Here is a 16883-nt window from a genome sequence, read left to right as displayed (position 1 = left end):
CTGGCCCGAAACAGACGTAGGAGCGAGCTTTACTCGCGATGCGCCGCGCGGGCGGCGCTCGATTCATTGGCCACCTCAAGACTCCAGACAGGCAAAGCGATACACAAACGTTACGTGATACACATAAAAACAGTTTGACGTTATGTTTTGTATCGCTTACAAATGACTCATGCCTTAGCAGGAGTCGGAACATGTACGCACAGCTAGTGGAAACCGGAGTCAAGCGCGTCAAGTCACTGGAGGAGATGTCGCCCGAGGAGCGCAACTTTCAGGAGAAGATCGACGCCGAAGTCAAGATCGAAGCCAAGAACTGGATGCCCGAGGCCTACCGCCAGACGCTGATCAGGCAGATCTCCCAGCACGCCCATTCGGAAATCGTCGGCATGCTGCCGGAAGGCAACTGGGTGACCCGCGCGCCGAGCCTCAAGCGCAAGCTGCAACTGATGGCCAAGATCCAGGACGAAGCCGGCCACGGTCTGTACCTTTACAGCGCCATGGAAACCCTCGGCGCGGACCGCGACGAAGAGATCGCCAAGCTGCACAGCGGCAAGGCCAAGTATTCGAGCATCTTCAACTACCCGACCCTGAGCTGGGCCGACATGGGTGCCGTGGGCTGGCTGGTCGATGGCGCCGCCATCGTCAACCAGGTGGTGCTACAGCGCACCTCCTACGGTCCCTACTCCCGCGCCATGATCCGCATCTGCAAGGAAGAGAGCTTCCACCAGCGCCAGGGCTACGAACTGCTGTTGACCATGATGCGCCACGGCACCCAGGCCCAGAAGGACATGGTCCAGGACGCCATCAACCGCCTGTGGTGGCCAGCGCTGATGATGTTCGGCCCCAGCGACGAGCACTCGCCCAACAGCGCCCAGTCGATGGCCTGGAAAATCAAGCGCCAGACCAACGATGAACTGCGCCAGCGCTTCATCGACCAGACCGTACCGCAACTCGAGCTACTGGGCTGCACCGCACCCGACCCGGCGCTGAAGTGGAACGAAGCCCGTGGCCACTACGACTTCGGCGAAATCCAGTGGGACGAGTTCTACGAAGTCATCAAGGGCAACGGCCCCTGCAACCAGGAGCGCGTCGCCACCCGGCGCAAGGCCATCGAGGATGGCGCCTGGGTCCGCGAAGCGGCCGTGGCCTATGCACGCAAGCAACAGAACAAGAACGCCGCCTGAGCGGCGATTGATGCGGAGATCGAAAATGTCTGTCTGGACCCTTTATGAAGTGTTCGTGCGCAGCAAGCACGGCCTGAACCACAAGCATGTCGGCAGCGTGCATGCCGCCGACGCCGCCATGGCGATCGAAAACGCCCGTGAGCTGTACACCCGCCGCAGCGAAGGCGTGAGCCTCTGGGTGGTTCCCTCGGCCTTGATCACCGCGTCCTCGCCCGATGAGAAAGACCCCTTGTTCGCCCCGTCCGACGACAAGGTGTACCGCCATGCCAGCTTCTACGAGCTGCCCGACGAAGTCGGACACATGTGAGGCCCGCCATGCACGAACAAAACCTCATTGCGTATCTGCTTCTGCTGGGTGACAGCGCCCTGGTCCAGGGCCAGCGTTTGTGCGAGTGGTGCGGCCGCGCCCCTGCCCTCGAAGAAGAACTGGCCCTGATGAACGTCGGCCTCGACCTGGTCGGCCAGGCGCGCAACTGGCTGGAATATGCCGCAGAACTGCTCGATGACGGCCGCGATGCCGATGCCCTGGCGTTTCGCCGGGACGAGCGGGCGTTCCGTAACTTGCTGCTGGTCGAACAGCCCAATGGCGACTTCGCCGTCACCATGACCAAGCAGTTCCTCTACGACGCCTGGCACCTTGCCGTGCTGCAGCAGCTTCAGGCATCCAGCGACGAGCGGATCGCCGGTATCGCTGCCAAGGCGGTCAAGGAAGTCACCTACCACCTGCGCCGCTCTGGCGAGTGGGTACAGCGCCTCGGGGGCGGCACCGACGAGAGCCGCCGACGCATGCTCGATGCGATTGCAGCGCTGTGGCGTTTCACGGTCGAGCTGAACACCGGCAGCGACGGCGAAGTGCAGCTGGCCGAGGCGGGTATCGCTGCTGATCCAACTCAGGTAGGCGCTGCCTGGCTCAAGCAGGTGAGCACGGTATTCGACTCGGTCGACCTGCCGTTGCCCAAAGCCGCCAGTCACTTCTACCTCGACGGTCGCAAAGGCCTGCACACCGAACATCTGGGCTTGCTGTTGGCCGAGATGCAGTTCCTGCCAAGGGCATATCCCGATGCAACCTGGTGAGCTGATTACCAGCGACCGTCGCGCCCGTGCGCTGCGCGGTGATGACCTGTCCCTCGCCTGGAAGACGCTGGAGCAGGTCATGGACCCCGAAGTGCCAGTGGTCAGCGTCGTCGACCTTGGCATCGTCCGGGACCTCGACTGGCGCGCCGGTCACCTGCACCTGGTGGTCACGCCCACCTACTCTGGGTGCCCGGCCACCGAGGTGATCGAGGACGATATTCGTCATGCCCTGGAACAAGCCGGTTTTGCCGCGCCGCAGCTGGAGCGTCGACTGACCCCGGCCTGGACCACCGATTGGATCACCCCCCAAGGCAGAGAACGCCTGTTGGCCTACGGCATCGCTCCCCCTGAGGGCAACCCCAGCAAGCGCAGCCTGCTGGGCGAACCGCCGCAGGTGTGCTGCCCGCAGTGCGGCAGTCGCCACACCGAGTTGCTCAGCCAGTTTGGCTCCACCGCATGCAAGGCGTTGTACCGCTGCCGCGAGTGCCTGGAGCCGTTCGACTATTTCAAATGCATTTGAGCCGTGGAGACCACCATGAGCCAGTTTCACAGCCTGACCGTCAAGCAAGTGCGCCCCGAAACCCGTGATGCGGTGTCCATTGCCTTCGATGTGCCCGAGCACCTGCGGGAAACGTTCCGCTTCACCCAAGGCCAGTACCTGGTGATGCGCACCCAACTGAATGACGAAGAAGTCCGCCGGTCCTACTCCATCTGCAGCGCAGTGCAGGACGGCGAACTGCGTGTGGCCGTCAAGCGCGTGCCAGGCGGTCGCTTCTCGGCGTTCGCCAACGAGGCCCTCAAGGCCGGCCAGCAGCTGGAGGTCATGCCGCCGTCCGGCAGCTTCTTCGTGCCGCTGGACCCCACGCGCCAGGGCAATTACCTGGGTGTAGCTGCCGGCAGTGGCATCACCCCCATTCTGTCGATCATCGCCACCACCCTGGCCAGCGAACCGAACAGCCGCTTCACCCTGCTCTACGGCAACCGTTCCAGTTCCGGCGCGCTGTTTCGCGACAAGCTCGAAGACCTCAAGAACCGCTACCTCGACCGCCTGAACCTGATTTTCGTGTTCAGCCGCGAGCAGCAGGACGTCGACCTCTACAACGGTCGCATCGATGCCGACAAGTGCGGCCAGCTGTTCTCCCGTTGGATGGATGTTTCGAGCCTGGATGCCGCGTTCGTTTGCGGCCCACAGGCGATGACCGAAACCGTGCGTGAAAGTCTGCAGGCCAATGGCATGGCCAATGAGCGCATCCATTTCGAGTTGTTCGCCGCCGCTGGCAGCCAAGCCCGTCGCGAAGCCCGCGAGGCGGCGCGCCAGGTCGACTCCGCGCTCAGCCACATCACCGTGATCAGCGATGGCCGCGCCCTTACCTTCGACCTGCCGCGCAATACCCAGAACGTGCTGGACGCCGGCAACGCCATCGGCGCCGAACTGCCCTACTCGTGCAAGGCCGGTGTGTGCTCCACCTGCAAGTGTCGGGTGATCGAGGGCGAAGTCGAGATGGACAGTAACCACGCGCTGGAGGACTACGAAGTGGCGGCCGGTTATGTGCTGTCGTGCCAGACCTACCCGGTGAGCGACAAGGTGGTCCTTGATTTCGACCAGCTCTGACACCTGGCCTACCGCAGCCTCTCCCGGAGCGGCTGTGGGATCTCCATGGCGCTGAACTGCCTAGCAACACCCGCGTGACCTCAACACAACAATTACAACACCCAGAGATCGCTTCCCATGACACCCGAACACATCGACAGCATCGCCAACCACCCCGACTTCCAGCACCTGGTCCGGTCCAAGCGCCGCCTCAATGGCAGCCTGACCTTGGCCATGCTGGTGATTTACTACGGCTTCGTGCTGCTGGTGGCATTTTCCCCCAGCACCCTGGGCCAGTCCCTGAGCGGCGGCGTCACCACCGTCGGCATGCTGGTGGGCGTCCTGATGGTGTTGCTGTCCTTCGCGCTGACCGGCCTCTACGTGCACCGTGCCAACAACGTCCTCGACCCCCTGAACGACAAGGTCAAGCAGGAGTGCGCACGATGAACTGGACTGCCATCTCGATGTTCATGGTGTTCGTCTGCTTTACCCTGCTGGTCACTCGCTGGGCAGCGATGCGCACGCGCTCGGCCAGCGACTTCTACACCGCCGGCGGAGGCCTGACCGGCATGCAGAACGGCCTGGCGATTGCGGGCGACATGATCAGCGCCGCCTCGTTCCTGGGCATCTCGGCGATGATGTTCATGAACGGCTATGACGGCTTGCTCTATGCCCTGGGTGTACTGGCCGGGTGGCCGATCATTCTGTTCCTGATCGCCGAACGCCTGCGCAACCTGGGCAAGTACACTTTCGCCGATGTGGTCTCCTACCGCCTGGCGCAGACGCCGGTGCGTCTGAGCTCGGCGTTCGGCACCCTGGCCGTGGCGCTGATGTACCTGGTGGCGCAAATGGTCGGTGCCGGGAAGCTGATCGAGCTGCTGTTCGGCATCAGCTACCTGTATGCGGTGATCCTGGTCGGAGTACTGATGGTCGCCTACGTGACTTTCGGCGGCATGCTCGCCACCACCTGGGTGCAGATCATCAAGGCGGTGATGCTGCTGTCGGGTACCAGTTTCATGGCCTTCATGGTGCTCAAGCACTTCGGTTTCAGCACCGAGGCCATGTTCGCCAATGCCGTGGCGGTGCACGCCAAAGGGCAGGCGATCATGGCACCTGGCGGCTTGCTGTCGAACCCTATCGACGCTATCTCACTCGGCCTGGGCATGATGTTCGGCACTGCCGGCCTGCCCCATATCCTGATGCGTTTCTTCACCGTCAGCGATGCCAAGGAGGCCCGAAAGAGTGTGTTCTATGCCACTGGTTTCATTGGCTATTTCTACCTGCTACTGATCGTCATCGGCTTTGGTGCCATCGTCATGGTCGGCACCGAGCCAGCCTACCGCGAAGCCAGTGGTGCGATCATCGGTGGTGGCAACATGGTCGCCGTACACCTCGCTCAGGCCGTGGGGGGCAACCTGTTCCTGGGCTTCATCTCGGCCGTGGCCTTCGCCACCATCCTAGCGGTGGTCGCCGGCCTTGCGCTGTCCGGCGCCTCCGCCGTGTCCCACGATCTCTACGCGTGCGTGGTGCGCAAGGGCCAGGCCAGCGAACAGCAGGAAATGCGCGTCTCGCGTATCGCCACGCTGGTGATTGGTTTGCTGGCGGTCGTGCTGGGACTGGTGTTCGAGTCGCAGAACATCGCCTTCCTGTCTGGACTGGTGCTGGCCGTGGCCGCTTCGGTCAACTTCCCAGTGCTGCTGCTTTCGATGTTCTGGAAAGGCCTGACCACCCGAGGCGCAGTGTGCGGCAGCATGGCCGGGCTGGTTTCGGCCATCGTGTTGGTCGTGCTGGGCCCGGCAGTGTGGGTCAACGTGCTGCACAACGAACAAGCGCTGTTCCCTTACAGCAACCCCGCGTTGTTCTCCATGAGCCTGGCCTTCCTCTGCGCCTGGGTGTTCTCGGTAACAGACACCTCCGCGCGTGCCAGCGAGGAGCGTGGGCGCTACCTGGCGCAGTTCATCCGCTCCATGACCGGTATCGGCGCCGCTGGCGCCAGCAAGCACTGACCCCAGAACAGCATCATGTCGGATAAAAAAACAATGAACCGCACGCATCTGACCTCAGCCGCCTGGCTCGCCACACTCGCCCTGCCCTTGCCGGCCATGGCGGACTTCATCGACGACAGCCATGCACGGCTGGAATTGCGCAACCACTACATCAACCGCGACTTCCGTCAGGCTAACGCTCCCCAGGCCAAGGCCGAGGAATGGGGCCAAGGTTTCACCGCACGACTGGAATCGGGATTCACCGAAGGTTACGTGGGCTTTGGTGTGGATGCCATGGGCCAGCTTGGCATCAAGCTCGACTCCAGCCGCGACCGGCGCAACACCGGCCTGCTGCCGTTCGGACCGAACAGCCATGAGCCGGTGGATGACTACAGCGAGTTGGGCCTGACCGGCAAGGTGCGGGTCTCCAAGAGCACGCTGCGCCTGGGCACCTTGCAACCGATCCTGCCAGTGGTGGTGTACAACGACACCCGCCTGCTGTCGTCGACCTTCCAGGGCGGACTGCTGACCAGCCAGGACATCGATGGGCTGACCGTCAACGCCGGGCGCCTGAGCAAAGTCAACCTGCGCGACTCGTCCGGCCGCGACGATATGGGCTACGGCGCCGCCAGCAGCGATCACCTGGACCTGGCCGGTGGCAGCTACGCCATCACCCCGCAGGCCACTTTCAGCTACTACTACGCCAAGCTCGACGAGATCTACCGCCAGCAGTTCGTCGGCCTGGTGCACACCCAGCCCCTGGGCGAAGGCGTGAGCTTGCGTAGTGACCTGCGCTACTTCGACAGCCGCGGCGACGGTGCCGAGCGCGCGGGCAACATCGACAACCGCAACTTCAACGCCCTGTTCACACTGGGCGTGAAGGCCCACAAGTTCACCGCCACCTGGCAGCAGATGTCCGGCGACAGCGCCTTTCCATTCGTCAACGGCGGTGACCCGTTCACCGTCAACCTGGTGACCTACAACACCTTCACCCGTGCCGGGCTGGACTCCTGGCAAGTGCGCTACGACTACGACTTCGTGGCGATGGGCATCCCCGGCCTGAGTTTCATGACCCGCTACACCGACGGCCGCCATGCCGAGACCGCCACGCTCAGCAATGGTCGTGAGCGTGAGCGCGACACCGACCTTACCTACGTCATCCAGAGCGGCCCATTCAAGGACGTCAGCCTGCGTTGGCGCAACGTCACCTTCCGTTCCGGCAACGGCCTGACCAATGCCGTGGACGAAAACCGCCTGATCATCGGCTACACCCTGGCGCTGTGGTAACAGCGCCTTCTTGAGGAGAACAGCATGTCCGACGCCCCAACCCTGCAGAGTTTCATCGCCGGCCGCTGGATCGGCCAGCACGGCGCCCAGGCGCTGCGCAGTGCCCTGGACGGTCACGTCCTGGCCTATAGCCACGAAGAGCGCCCGGACTTCGCCGAAGCCGTGGACTTCGCCCGGGCACGTGGCCTTGCAGAACTGATGGCCATGGATTTCCAGCAGCGCGCTGCCCGCCTGAAGGCTCTGGCCCTTTACCTGGCCGAGCGCAAAGAACAGCTCTACGCCCTGTCCCACCACAGCGGCGCTACCCGCGCCGACAGCTGGATCGACATCGAAGGCGGCAACGCCACGCTGTTTTCCTATGCAGGCATTGGCAGCCGCGAACTGCCGTCCGGCAACCTGGTGCATGAAGGTCCGGCGATTCCATTGGGCAAAAAAGGCCATTTCGCCGGTAGCCACATCCTGGTGCCGCGCGCCGGCGTGGCTGTGCACATCAATGCCTTCAACTTCCCAATCTGGGGCATGCTCGAGAAATTTGCCCCGACCTTCCTGGCTGGCATGCCGTGCATCGTCAAGCCGGCGACCTCCACCAGCTACCTTACCGAAGCCGTGGTGCGCCTGATGAACGAGTCCGGCTTGTTGCCGGCCGGCAGCCTGCAACTGGTGATCGGCAGCACAGGCGACTTGCTCGACCGCCTGCAAGGCCAGGATGTGGTGACCTTCACCGGTTCCGCCGATACCGCCGCCAAATTGCGGGTAACACCGAACCTGGTGCGCAACTCTGTGCCCTTCACCGCCGAAGCCGACTCACTCAACTGCGCCATACTTGGGCCGGACGTCACCCCGGACAGCGAAGAGTTCGAACTGTACATCAAGGAAGTGGTGCGCGAGATGACCACCAAGGCCGGACAAAAGTGCACGGCGATCCGCCGCGCCATCGTTCCAGCCAAGCACCTTGACGCTGTCGCTACCCGCTTGCGTGAACGCTTGAGCAAGGTGGTGGTGGGTGATCCTTCGGTCGAAGGTGTGCGCATGGGGGCCCTGGCGTCCCACGACCAGCAGCGCGATGTCGGCGAGCGCGTACGCAGCCTGCTGGAAAGTTGCGACCAGCTGTTCGGTGCGGGTGATGGCTTTGCCCCAGTGGGCGAAGGTGTTGCCGAGGGTGCATTCTTCGCCCCGACCCTGCTTCAGGCCCGGGATCCTCACGCCGAGGGCGGAGCCCACGATATCGAAGCCTTCGGCCCAGTCAGCACGCTGATGGCGTATGACGACCTGGACGAGGCCCTGGCTCTCGCCGCCCGTGGTAAAGGTAGCCTGGTGGCGACGCTGGTCACCGCCGACCGTGCAGTGGCAGCCAAGGCCATTCCGGCTGCAGCCGCCTGGCATGGTCGTCTGTTGGTGCTGGACCGCGAGGCCGCGCAAGAGTCCACCGGCCACGGCTCGCCGCTGCCGCAATTGAAACATGGCGGCCCCGGCCGAGCGGGCGGCGGTGAAGAGCTGGGCGGCTTGCGTGCGGTCAAGCACTACCTGCAGCGCGCCGCCGTGCAAGGCTCGCCAAGCATGCTCACCGCCGTCACCGGCGAGTATGTCCGCGGCGCTGAAGTGATCGAAACCGAAGTTCACCCGTTCCGCCGCCATTTCGACGACCTGCGCATCGGCGAGTCGCTGCTGACGCACCGTCGCACCGTCACCGAAGCCGACCTGGTCAACTTCGGCTGCCTGTCGGGCGATCATTTCTACATGCACTTCGACGAGATCGCCGCCAAGCAATCGCAGTTTGGCAAGCGCATCGCCCATGGCTACTTCGTGCTGTCTGCCGCTGCCGGGCTGTTCGTCTCCCCCGGCGCCGGACCCGTGCTGGCCAACTACGGCCTAGACACCCTGCGCTTCATCAACCCGGTTGGCATTGGCGACACCATTCAGGCGCGCTTGACCTGCAAGCGCAAGATCGACCAAGGCAAGACCAGTCCTCTTGGCCAACCCCAAGGCGTGGTGGCCTGGGACGTGGAGGTCACCAACCAGTTGGGCGAGCTGGTCGCCAGCTACGACATCCTGACCCTGGTGCTCAAACGCTCCTGAGTGTGCGAACGCGCGCCCCTGCAGGCCTCACTGCGGGGGCCGCTGACGGTCACCGGAAGCTCGCCAGCTGACCTCGGTGATGCCATAGCGCTCAGCCATCGGACGGCTGACTTTCCTGAGCTTTTCCCGCCCGAACTTCGGAATCACCCCGATCCCCGCGTCACAGCTGGCCCAATGCCAGGCGTCGGCGTTGTCCAGCCGGTCCAGGCGGATGATGAAGCTGCGCGGCTGGCCGTGCAGTTGATAGTCGATGATATACAGCTGTGGGCTAGGCATCGCAGGGGGCCTCCTGTTCTCCGTGGATGAGCCTTTGATGGATCAGGGTTTTTCCAGAAAATTCAAAACGCTGTTCAGCGACTGAGAGGGGTTTCACGCATGCACACTCCATTGGGTGGCCTCGGAACCGATCGCGAGCTCGTCGATGGCGTGGATCAGCCCGCTTTGCAGCGCTTCGTGTGGGCCCAGAATGCGCGGGTAGGCCATCAGGTAGCGAGGTACATCCAGGGATTCGGCACTGCCTTCGGTTCTTTCGGCAACGATCTGCGCATAGAGGCGCAAGTCATAGTCCAGGCTCATGGCGTACTCAGCCATCCGCGCATGGTCCACCGAGCCATGCAGTGTCCAGTGAAACGGATGGAACAGGAATTTGCTGTAGCTGCAGGCCGTGCGGTGCTCGCCCGCGAGGAACAGAATGTTGCCCATCGACTCCACGGTACCCAGGTTGTGGGTATGCAACGCGATGGGCAGGCTACGTAGGAAGTTGTACAAGGTGAAACCGTAACTGCATTCACCGCCCATGGTGGCGATGTTCAACTGCAACACATCGGCGCCCTGCTGGATCGCCTTGCCGCACGTGCTGATCAGGTTGCCACAGGTGGACGAGTTGATAGGTCCGGTGAAGTGGATGATATGTCTGGCCATGCTGGTCTCCGCATTCGGGGTGGCCCAGGGGCGCTCATCAAAAAAGAGCTCCCTTGGGTGGAATCTCCAAGCGCTGGCAAAGTTCCCTCGAAATGACCCATCGGCGACTTTCTGTTGACGTTATTTTCACAGTCCTCCCTTTAGCGTCACGGCCTTTCCGGCAGCCGCAGGACTCGCGGCCGCCATGGTTCAACGAGGCAAACGTGTCAGACACTACATCCCCTTCCACCGCAAAACGCCTGGACTGGGCCGGCCTGGGCTGGCTACTTCTGTTCTTCTGGTACTTCTCCGGCGTCACCCAGGCGCTCTTGCTGTTCAGCGGTACCACAGGCTTTGCCGGTTTTCGCGACGCCTTGTTCCTGAGCAGCCTCTGGCTTGCCCCGGTGTTATTGCTGCCGCGCTTCACCCGCGCCACCGCGGCAGTGATTGGCCTGGTGCTATGGGGCGCCTCCCTGGTGGGCTTGAGCTACTTCGGCATCTATCGCCAGGAGTTCTCGCAAAGCGTCATTTTCGTGATGTTCGAGTCCAACACTGCAGAGGCGAGCGAGTACTTCAGCCAGTACTTCAGTATCTGGCTGGGCTTGGCACTGCTGCTGTACACCGCGGTCGCCGTGCTGCTATGGAAGCGCATTCGCCCGGTTTCGCTGCCTCTTCGCAGTCGCGTTCCGGTAGTTGTTCTGCTGTTGGCGGCGAACCTCGTCTACCCCTTCTACAAACAGATGGTCAATCAGCAGCGCAATTTTGCCGACGCGATGGAAAAGGTCGAGCAGCGCATGGAACCGGCGGTCCCCTGGCAGTTGTTGGTCGGCTACCGGCAGTATCGCCAGCAACTGGACAACATGCAGGCACTGCTGGCCCGCAACGCCTCGTTGCCGCCCTTGAAAAATCTCCATGACAGCAGCGGTACCGAACCGCGCACCTTGGTGCTGGTGCTGGGCGAATCCACAACCCGCGAACACATGCACCTGTATGGCTACAACCGTCCGACCACCCCGAATCTCGACGCTCTGGCGGCCAGCGACAAAGGCCTGACGGTATTCCACAACGTGGTTTCGCCTCGCCCTTACACCATCGAGGTGATGCAGCAGATCCTGACGTTCGGTGACCAGCAGAACCCGGACCGCTTCCTCACCGATCCATCGTTGATCAACCTGATGAAACAGGCGGGCTACAAGACCTTCTGGATCACCAACCAGCAGACCATGACCAAGCGCAACACCATGCTGACCACGTTCTCCCAGCAGACCGACGAGCAGGTCTACCTGAACAACCAGCGCAATCAGAACGCCAGCCAGTATGACGACGTGGTGCTTTCACCGTTCGAGAAGGCATTGCAAGACCCCGCACCGAACAAGTTCATCATCGTCCACCTGCTAGGGACGCACATGGATTACCGCTATCGCTACCCGCAGGCCTACGATCGCTTCACAGACCGGCAAGGTGTTCCGCCTCAGCTCACCGACAGCCAGGCAGACACCTACAATTTCTACGACAATGCGGTGTTGTATAACGACTACGTGGTTTCGAGCCTGATCAAACGTTACTCGGCAAGCGCTGCCAATGGCTTCCTGATGTACCTGTCCGACCACGGCGAAGATGTGTACAGCTCGGGTAATCATGACCGCCTGGGACGTAACGAAGGCGCCCCGACCCGGCCGATGTACACCATTCCATTCTTACTCTGGACCTCGCCAAGCTGGCAGGCCACGCATCCGCGCGACTTCCAGGCGATGGCCAACCGGGCCTACAGCAGCTCGCACCTGATCCATACGCTGTCAGACCTCGCGGGGCTCAGCTATGACCGCTACGAGCCGAAGAAGAGCCTGGTCAGTTCGCAATTCGTGGCGGCGCCACGTTGGATTGGCGACCCCTATCGCAAGGACGGTCTGCATGAGTTCGACCAGTTGCCGCAGGATACCCTGGACAAGGCCACCCGGGTGCAGGGCACGGCGAACGCCGCCAATCCTAACCCTGGCAAGATCTGAGAGGTTGAGCGAAACGCGGCAATGCAGTGCCAGGACATGCCCGGCACTGCAGCGCCTTCACTCAAGTGCGACCGCCCTTGCGGCCCGACTCGCGGTCGTGGTCCATGTTGCTGCCGGAGGACTGGCCGCCCTTGCGCCCCGCTTCGGAGGCCTTCTGGCGGTCGTTGGCGAAGTTGCCAGGGTTCTTGCTGCCGCCTTGACTACCCTGGCGGCCATTTTCTTTGTTAGCCATGGTCTTTAACCTCATTTGGCTTCGGATATGCACGGCAGTACGCCGTACATAGGTTCGGAGTGCGGTCTCCCGCAGGGATTCGTTTTCAAAAGAAGGGTTCTGACCGGTGGCGTTAAATATGCGGGGAGTCTGTATTTGGCGCACCAAGCGACTGGCCATGACGTCGCCCCAGCCAACTGCCGGTCAGCCCCCAGCCCAGTGCCAGCAGAGCGCCAATGACCATGGCCAATTGGGGATGGTCGGCCATCACGTCCAGCCCGCGCTTGAGCCAACCGCTCAGCGCATCGCCGCCGCGGTAGATCACGGTGTCGACGAAGTTCTTGGCCTTGTACTTGTCCTCGGGCGTCAGCACCGTGAACAGCATCTCCCGACCCGGTCGCACCAATGCGTACTCTCCGGCCCTACGCACCACCATCACCACCACGAACACCGCAAAGACTGGATACAGCGCAAGGCAGACGAAACCGACCGCCATTGCCAGCGGCACCCCCACCAGTAGGACACCAACCCCCAGATATCGGGCCAGACGTCCGGTGAGAAACAGCTGGGTGAGAATCGCCAGGGCCTGGACGATGGTGTCGATCAGCCCGAAAACCTGGGTCTGGCGAGTGCGGTCGGTGAATGTCTCGCTGACGATCCGCGCCTGCTCGAAGTACAGGAAGGTGCTGACGCTGGCCAGCAACACCACGAAACCGGCAATGCCCAGCAGGTACGAGGAGTGCAACACGGCGGTGGCGCCAGACAGTGGATTTCCGCCCAGAGGTTTGGAGGGTGGGTGTTCGGAAATGGCGGGCAATGGGTGGCGCGCCCGCCAACGTTGCAAATACCCAGTGGCAACGATACTGCCCAGCAGACAAGCGGTGGCCAGCAGCAGCAAGCCTGCGTGGCCGAGGGGTGCCACCAACAAGGTGCCGAGGATCGGCCCACTGAGCCCGCCCAGGCTGGCCCCGGCGGCCAGCAGCCCGAACAGCCGCGTGCCCTGTTCGTTGTCGAAGATGTCGGCGAGCACGCTCCAGGCCAGGGAGATGGCCAACAGATTGAACACCGACAACCAGATGTAAAAGGCCCGTGCTGCCCAGATATCATCCGGATCGCGGGCAAAGAGCACAGCGAACAACAGAAGGTTGCTGGCGAAGAAACCGTAGGTCCAAGGCAAGATATGGCGTCGGCGTACCCGGCTGGCGAGCACGCCAAACAAAGGCAGGCTCACTAGGGTAGCGAAGAAGGTCCCGGTGAACAGCCACTGCAGGTTATCCACCCCGCCCGCCACGCCCATGGTTTCGCGCACCGGACGCAGCATGAAATAGCCGGTGAACAGCAGATAGAAAAGCACCAGGCCCGCCACCACCGCTGCGCCTTCCCCTGGTTGCCAGTTCAGCCCCTTGCCCAGTCGACGCCGCCAGGTGTTCATGGGTCAGGCGAACTGTTCGATCAGCGCCTGTTGCTGCGCCTGGGTCAATAGCGGCCCGTGCCCGGCCTTGAGTTGGTCGAGCTGGCGATCCGGGCGGCCGGTGGCTGGGATCACCGTGGTGACCGCCGGATGGCTGATGGCGAACTTGAGAAACAACTGCGCCCAACTGCCGATGCCTGCCTCGCCAGCCCATCCCGGAAGGGGCATATCCTTGACCCGGGCGAACAGACGCCCATCGTCGAATGCCCGGTTGATCAGCACCGCAACGCCTTTTTCCTGGCATAACGGCAACAAGGTCCGCGCCGCGTCCGGGGCGTTGACCGAGTAATTGATCTGGATGAAGTCCAGCGGCTCGCGGCGCACGATCTCGGCCACGTCGTCATGGCCGCTGTTGAGGTAATGGGTAATGCCCACGTAACGGGTCTTGCCCTGCTGCTTGAGTTCGCGGGCATAGGGCAGCTGGATCTGCCATTGGCGAAGGTTGTGCACCTGCAACAGCTCGACCTTGTCGGTGCGCAGGCTGCGCAGGGTACCCGCCCATTGCTCCTGGGCATCGGCGCGGCTGTTGGCAGCGATCTTGGTGGCAATGAAACACTGCTGGCGCCATCCGCCCTCCTCCAGCAACTGGCCAAGGATGGCATCCGCTCCGCCGTAGTTGGGTGAGGTGTCGATGACTTTGCCGCCACCCTCGAAAAAGGCCTTCAAAACGACCTTGAGCTGCTGGTACTGCGCGGAGCCGGCCTGGACCTCGAAACTGCCTGACGTGCCCGCCCCAATCACTGGCAAGGCTTCCTGGGTAGAGGCGATGGTGCGGGTAATCAGCCCGTCGGTGTTGGCCGCCCGCAGCCAGGGGCTGGCGGCCATCAGACCAAGCGTCGCCCCAGCGCGCAGGACATCGCGACGTGCGTACATGGCAAAGCTCCCGTCATCTGTCGGAAACTTCCAAGGCTAGTTGCTCTATCCGTGGCCGCCGGGTGTTTCTGTATCTGGATGTTTAGCGATCAGCCGAGCAAACGCTGCAGATCCACCGCACCTTCGGTCATCGGCGGGCACCAGTAGTAACCGCCAGTGAGCGGGCGACTGAAACGATACAATGCATCGATGACACCGTCCTCGAGACCGCTCATGCGGCGCAGCTGCACCTCGAAAGCATCGAACGAGCGGCCCAAGGCCACGAAAGCCAGACCCGCACCACGCGAGTCGGTCCAGGACACTGAACGGCGGACCATGAAGGCCTCTGGCTCGAAGCTTTCCTGGGCGGTGCGCTTGACGTGGGCCGATTCCGGAGCGTCTTCGAGCTCTTCATTGTCGCTCAGGCGGCGACCGATGATGTCGTCCTGTTCAGGCTGGGGCAGCGACTTGAAGTAGTTCAGGTCATGCTTCCACAGCTGGAAAGCGGCGAAACTGGAGCCGCTCAGGCCAACGTGGTCGCCAGCGACGATGGCCGCCTCGACCGCCGCTTCGTCCCGCGGGTTCTCGGTACCGTCTTCATAACCTGTGAGGTCATGGCCTGCGCGGTGCAGGAAACCGTCGACACTGTCCACCAGGCGCAGGGCCGGGCTCAGCGATTGTTCAAGCTGCTGGGCGCGCAGGAACAGATCGCCGCGCTCTTCACCCCGCAGCCACAGCCACAAGGCATGCTGGGTACTTGGGTTCTCGACCACCGCGTCCAGCAGCGGAAACGGCCGCAGCCCTTCGATGTCGCGAGCCAGCGCTTTGGCCAGCGGTGCGCCAATACCCAGGATCAGGCTGCGTCCATCGACCTGTGGTTGCAGGGCATCGAGAACGGAGGGCAACGCCTCGAGCGATTCGATGGCGAAAAACAGGTGACGGGCGTGGGCTGGCACCGGCGTGGCAAGCAGACCTTGCTGATACGGCATGTCAGGCTAATCCTTGGCAAAAGCCCGAATGCTACTGCGCCCGCGGCCTCACCGCAACGCGGCAAGCGGCCGCTGCATATTCGGCCAGTACTTCTCGACGCGAATCGCCGGCGCTCCCGAAGAGGCCATCAAGCGCATCGTCCAGGCGTTGGTGCCAGCAAAGTGAGATGTGCGGGTAGACCCGGCCGCATTCACCGAACTGCTCGACCTGGCCGAGCGTATCGGGGTCCTCTTGCTGCCGGACGCCCTGGGCTGAAGCGGGTGCAGTAACAAAAGGTTACCAAGCACTGGCATTGTGCGATTAGCGAGTCAGCTAAGCCGACCTACACTCCTCGGATCATGCGCCCGAGAACCCGCCGATGACCGCCTCTCCCCTGTTGACCGCTGTCCTCCCCCTGGCCTTGGGCATCATCATGCTCGGCCTTGGGCTGTCGCTGACCTTGGCAGACTTCGCCCGCGTGGTGAAGTACCCCAAGCCCGTGGTGGTTGGCCTGACGTGCCAGATTCTGCTGCTGCCACTGGTCTGTTTCCTGATCGCTAACGGCTTTGGCCTCGAGTCGGCGCTGGCAGTGGGCTTGATGTTGTTGGCCGCGTCCCCGGGTGGGACCACGGCCAACCTGTTCAGTCACCTCGCTCATGGCGATGTCGCGCTGAACATCACATTGACGGCAGTGAACTCGCTGATCGCCATTCTGACCATGCCGCTGCTAGTGAACCTGTCGTTGGTCTGGTTCATGGCTTCTGAGCAAGCCATCCCGCTGCAGTTCGCCAAGGTCTTGCAGGTATTCGCGATCGTGCTGCTACCGGTCGGCCTCGGCATGTTGATTCGCCACTGGGCACCGCGCTTTGCCACTCGCATGGAAAGACCGATGAAGCTGATCGCTGCGTTGTTCCTGGCCTTCACCATCGTCCTGGCACTGGCCAAGGATTGGCAGACCGTCGTGGAGTATGCCCCCGTCGTCGGCCTGGCGGCCTTACTGTTCAACTTGCTGAGCCTGGCTGTCGGTTATTGGGTGCCTCGGCTGTTGAACATTCCCAAGCGCCAGGCTATCGCCATCGGCATGGAAATCGGAATTCACAATGGAACGCTGGCCATTGCGCTGGCGCTAAGCCCGTCACTGCTCAACAACGCGACCATGGCCGTACCGGCAGCGCTCTACAGCTTGCTGATGTTCTTCACCGCAGCAGGCTTCGGTTGGTGGGTCAGCCGCGGGCATGGTGCGGCGGCACCTGCGCCCAAGGGCGAAACGGCCAATTGAT

General features: G+C 62.6%; 16 protein-coding genes and 1 pseudogene. 11 read left to right on the top strand and 6 right to left on the bottom strand.

Annotation, left to right across the window (positions count from 1 at the left end):
• The first annotated feature begins 191 nt into the window (after nt 1-191).
• The 9 genes and pseudogenes from paaA to paaZ all read left to right on the top strand — a co-directional run bounded on the left by paaA (nt 192) and on the right by paaZ (nt 9194).
• Nucleotides 192-1181, top strand: a complete 990-nt coding sequence (gene paaA / locus P3R38_RS12435; RefSeq protein ID WP_023380581.1) for a 1,2-phenylacetyl-CoA epoxidase subunit PaaA — start codon at nt 192-194, stop codon at nt 1179-1181.
• 25 nt (nt 1182-1206) lie between these two features.
• Nucleotides 1207-1488 (top strand): 1,2-phenylacetyl-CoA epoxidase subunit PaaB, encoded by a 282-nt coding sequence (gene paaB, locus P3R38_RS12430; protein WP_004374528.1) that lies wholly within the window; start codon nt 1207-1209, stop codon nt 1486-1488.
• 8 nt (nt 1489-1496) lie between these two features.
• Nucleotides 1497-2255 (top strand): 1,2-phenylacetyl-CoA epoxidase subunit PaaC, encoded by a 759-nt coding sequence (gene paaC, locus P3R38_RS12425; RefSeq protein ID WP_023380580.1) that lies wholly within the window; start codon nt 1497-1499, stop codon nt 2253-2255.
• Nucleotides 2242-2775, top strand: coding sequence for a 1,2-phenylacetyl-CoA epoxidase subunit PaaD (gene paaD, locus P3R38_RS12420; RefSeq protein ID WP_027906951.1), 534 nt, complete (start codon nt 2242-2244; stop codon nt 2773-2775). The genes paaC and paaD overlap by 14 nt, the downstream gene beginning before the upstream one ends.
• 15 nt (nt 2776-2790) lie before the next feature.
• Nucleotides 2791-3867 carry a 1,2-phenylacetyl-CoA epoxidase subunit PaaE gene (gene paaE / locus P3R38_RS12415; RefSeq protein WP_023380578.1) on the top strand — a complete coding sequence of 359 codons (1077 nt, stop codon included), beginning with the start codon at nt 2791-2793 and terminating at the stop codon, nt 3865-3867.
• Nucleotides 3868-3984: 117 nt separating this feature from the next.
• Nucleotides 3985-4293, top strand: coding sequence for a DUF485 domain-containing protein (locus tag P3R38_RS12410; protein ID WP_023380577.1), 309 nt, complete (start codon nt 3985-3987; stop codon nt 4291-4293).
• Nucleotides 4290-5852 (top strand): annotated as a pseudogene (locus P3R38_RS12405) (cation acetate symporter); the annotation flags it as partial. The gene P3R38_RS12410 and the pseudogene P3R38_RS12405, both read left to right, overlap by 4 nt.
• A 33-nt stretch (nt 5853-5885) precedes the next feature.
• Nucleotides 5886-7118, top strand: coding sequence for an OprD family porin (locus P3R38_RS12400; protein ID WP_277687192.1), 1233 nt, complete (start codon nt 5886-5888; stop codon nt 7116-7118).
• Between the two features lie 24 nt (nt 7119-7142).
• Nucleotides 7143-9194 (top strand): phenylacetic acid degradation bifunctional protein PaaZ, encoded by a 2052-nt coding sequence (gene paaZ / locus P3R38_RS12395; RefSeq protein ID WP_023380574.1) that lies wholly within the window; start codon nt 7143-7145, stop codon nt 9192-9194.
• A gap of 27 nt (nt 9195-9221) precedes the next feature.
• Here the strand turns inward: paaZ and P3R38_RS12390 are convergent, their stop codons facing one another.
• Both P3R38_RS12390 and P3R38_RS12385 read right to left on the bottom strand, forming a co-directional pair.
• On the bottom strand, nt 9222-9470 hold the full coding sequence (locus P3R38_RS12390; RefSeq protein WP_023380573.1) for a DUF6555 family protein: 249 nt from the start codon (nt 9468-9470) through the stop codon (nt 9222-9224).
• Nucleotides 9471-9563: 93 nt separating this feature from the next.
• Nucleotides 9564-10115, bottom strand: a complete 552-nt coding sequence (locus P3R38_RS12385) for an ATP-dependent Clp protease proteolytic subunit (RefSeq protein WP_277687191.1) — start codon at nt 10113-10115, stop codon at nt 9564-9566.
• A gap of 203 nt (nt 10116-10318) precedes the next feature.
• On the opposite strand from P3R38_RS12385, the gene P3R38_RS12380 reads away from it, so the two are divergent.
• A complete protein-coding gene (locus P3R38_RS12380) occupies nt 10319-12100 on the top strand; it encodes a phosphoethanolamine transferase CptA (RefSeq protein WP_081669648.1) in 1782 nt (593 codons plus the stop codon).
• Nucleotides 12101-12161: 61 nt separating this feature from the next.
• Here the strand turns inward: P3R38_RS12380 and P3R38_RS12375 are convergent, their stop codons facing one another.
• The 4 genes from P3R38_RS12375 to P3R38_RS12360 all read right to left on the bottom strand — a co-directional run bounded on the left by P3R38_RS12375 (nt 12162) and on the right by P3R38_RS12360 (nt 15623).
• Nucleotides 12162-12332: a KGG domain-containing protein gene (locus tag P3R38_RS12375; protein ID WP_023380570.1), complete on the bottom strand. Its 171-nt coding sequence runs from the start codon at nt 12330-12332 to the stop codon at nt 12162-12164.
• A gap of 112 nt (nt 12333-12444) precedes the next feature.
• On the bottom strand, nt 12445-13743 hold the full coding sequence (locus tag P3R38_RS12370) for an MFS transporter (RefSeq protein ID WP_277687190.1): 1299 nt from the start codon (nt 13741-13743) through the stop codon (nt 12445-12447).
• A 3-nt stretch (nt 13744-13746) separates the two neighbouring features.
• On the bottom strand, nt 13747-14655 hold the full coding sequence (locus P3R38_RS12365; protein WP_027906956.1) for an aldo/keto reductase: 909 nt from the start codon (nt 14653-14655) through the stop codon (nt 13747-13749).
• 89 nt (nt 14656-14744) lie between these two features.
• Entirely contained in the window at nt 14745-15623 is an 879-nt protein-coding gene (locus tag P3R38_RS12360; protein ID WP_023380567.1) for a Dyp-type peroxidase, read from the bottom strand.
• Between the two features lie 359 nt (nt 15624-15982).
• Between P3R38_RS12360 and P3R38_RS12355 the strand changes: the two genes are divergently transcribed.
• Nucleotides 15983-16882: a bile acid:sodium symporter family protein gene (locus P3R38_RS12355; RefSeq protein WP_277687189.1), complete on the top strand. Its 900-nt coding sequence runs from the start codon at nt 15983-15985 to the stop codon at nt 16880-16882.
• Nucleotide 16883 lies beyond the last annotated feature (1 nt).

This window comes from Pseudomonas sp. NyZ480 (genome assembly GCF_029537255.1).
Classification (GTDB): Bacteria; Pseudomonadota; Gammaproteobacteria; order Pseudomonadales; family Pseudomonadaceae; genus Aquipseudomonas; species Aquipseudomonas taiwanensis.
This window is presented reverse-complemented; position numbering and strand designations above follow the sequence as displayed.

Coding starts and splice junctions, on each gene's coding strand:
- paaA (WP_023380581.1), top strand. CDS start 192: ATGTACGCACAGCTAGTGGAAACCGGAGTCAAGCGCGTCAAGTCACTG.
- P3R38_RS12360 (WP_023380567.1), bottom strand. CDS start 15,623: ATGCCGTATCAGCAAGGTCTGCTTGCCACGCCGGTGCCAGCCCACGCC.
- paaC (WP_023380580.1), top strand. CDS start 1,497: ATGCACGAACAAAACCTCATTGCGTATCTGCTTCTGCTGGGTGACAGC.
- P3R38_RS12390 (WP_023380573.1), bottom strand. CDS start 9,470: ATGCCTAGCCCACAGCTGTATATCATCGACTATCAACTGCACGGCCAG.
- P3R38_RS12400 (WP_277687192.1), top strand. CDS start 5,886: ATGAACCGCACGCATCTGACCTCAGCCGCCTGGCTCGCCACACTCGCC.
- paaZ (WP_023380574.1), top strand. CDS start 7,143: ATGTCCGACGCCCCAACCCTGCAGAGTTTCATCGCCGGCCGCTGGATC.
- P3R38_RS12370 (WP_277687190.1), bottom strand. CDS start 13,743: ATGAACACCTGGCGGCGTCGACTGGGCAAGGGGCTGAACTGGCAACCA.
- P3R38_RS12365 (WP_027906956.1), bottom strand. CDS start 14,655: ATGTACGCACGTCGCGATGTCCTGCGCGCTGGGGCGACGCTTGGTCTG.
- P3R38_RS12410 (WP_023380577.1), top strand. CDS start 3,985: ATGACACCCGAACACATCGACAGCATCGCCAACCACCCCGACTTCCAG.
- P3R38_RS12385 (WP_277687191.1), bottom strand. CDS start 10,115: ATGGCCAGACATATCATCCACTTCACCGGACCTATCAACTCGTCCACC.
- paaB (WP_004374528.1), top strand. CDS start 1,207: ATGTCTGTCTGGACCCTTTATGAAGTGTTCGTGCGCAGCAAGCACGGC.
- P3R38_RS12375 (WP_023380570.1), bottom strand. CDS start 12,332: ATGGCTAACAAAGAAAATGGCCGCCAGGGTAGTCAAGGCGGCAGCAAG.
- P3R38_RS12355 (WP_277687189.1), top strand. CDS start 15,983: ATGACCGCCTCTCCCCTGTTGACCGCTGTCCTCCCCCTGGCCTTGGGC.
- paaD (WP_027906951.1), top strand. CDS start 2,242: ATGCAACCTGGTGAGCTGATTACCAGCGACCGTCGCGCCCGTGCGCTG.
- paaE (WP_023380578.1), top strand. CDS start 2,791: ATGAGCCAGTTTCACAGCCTGACCGTCAAGCAAGTGCGCCCCGAAACC.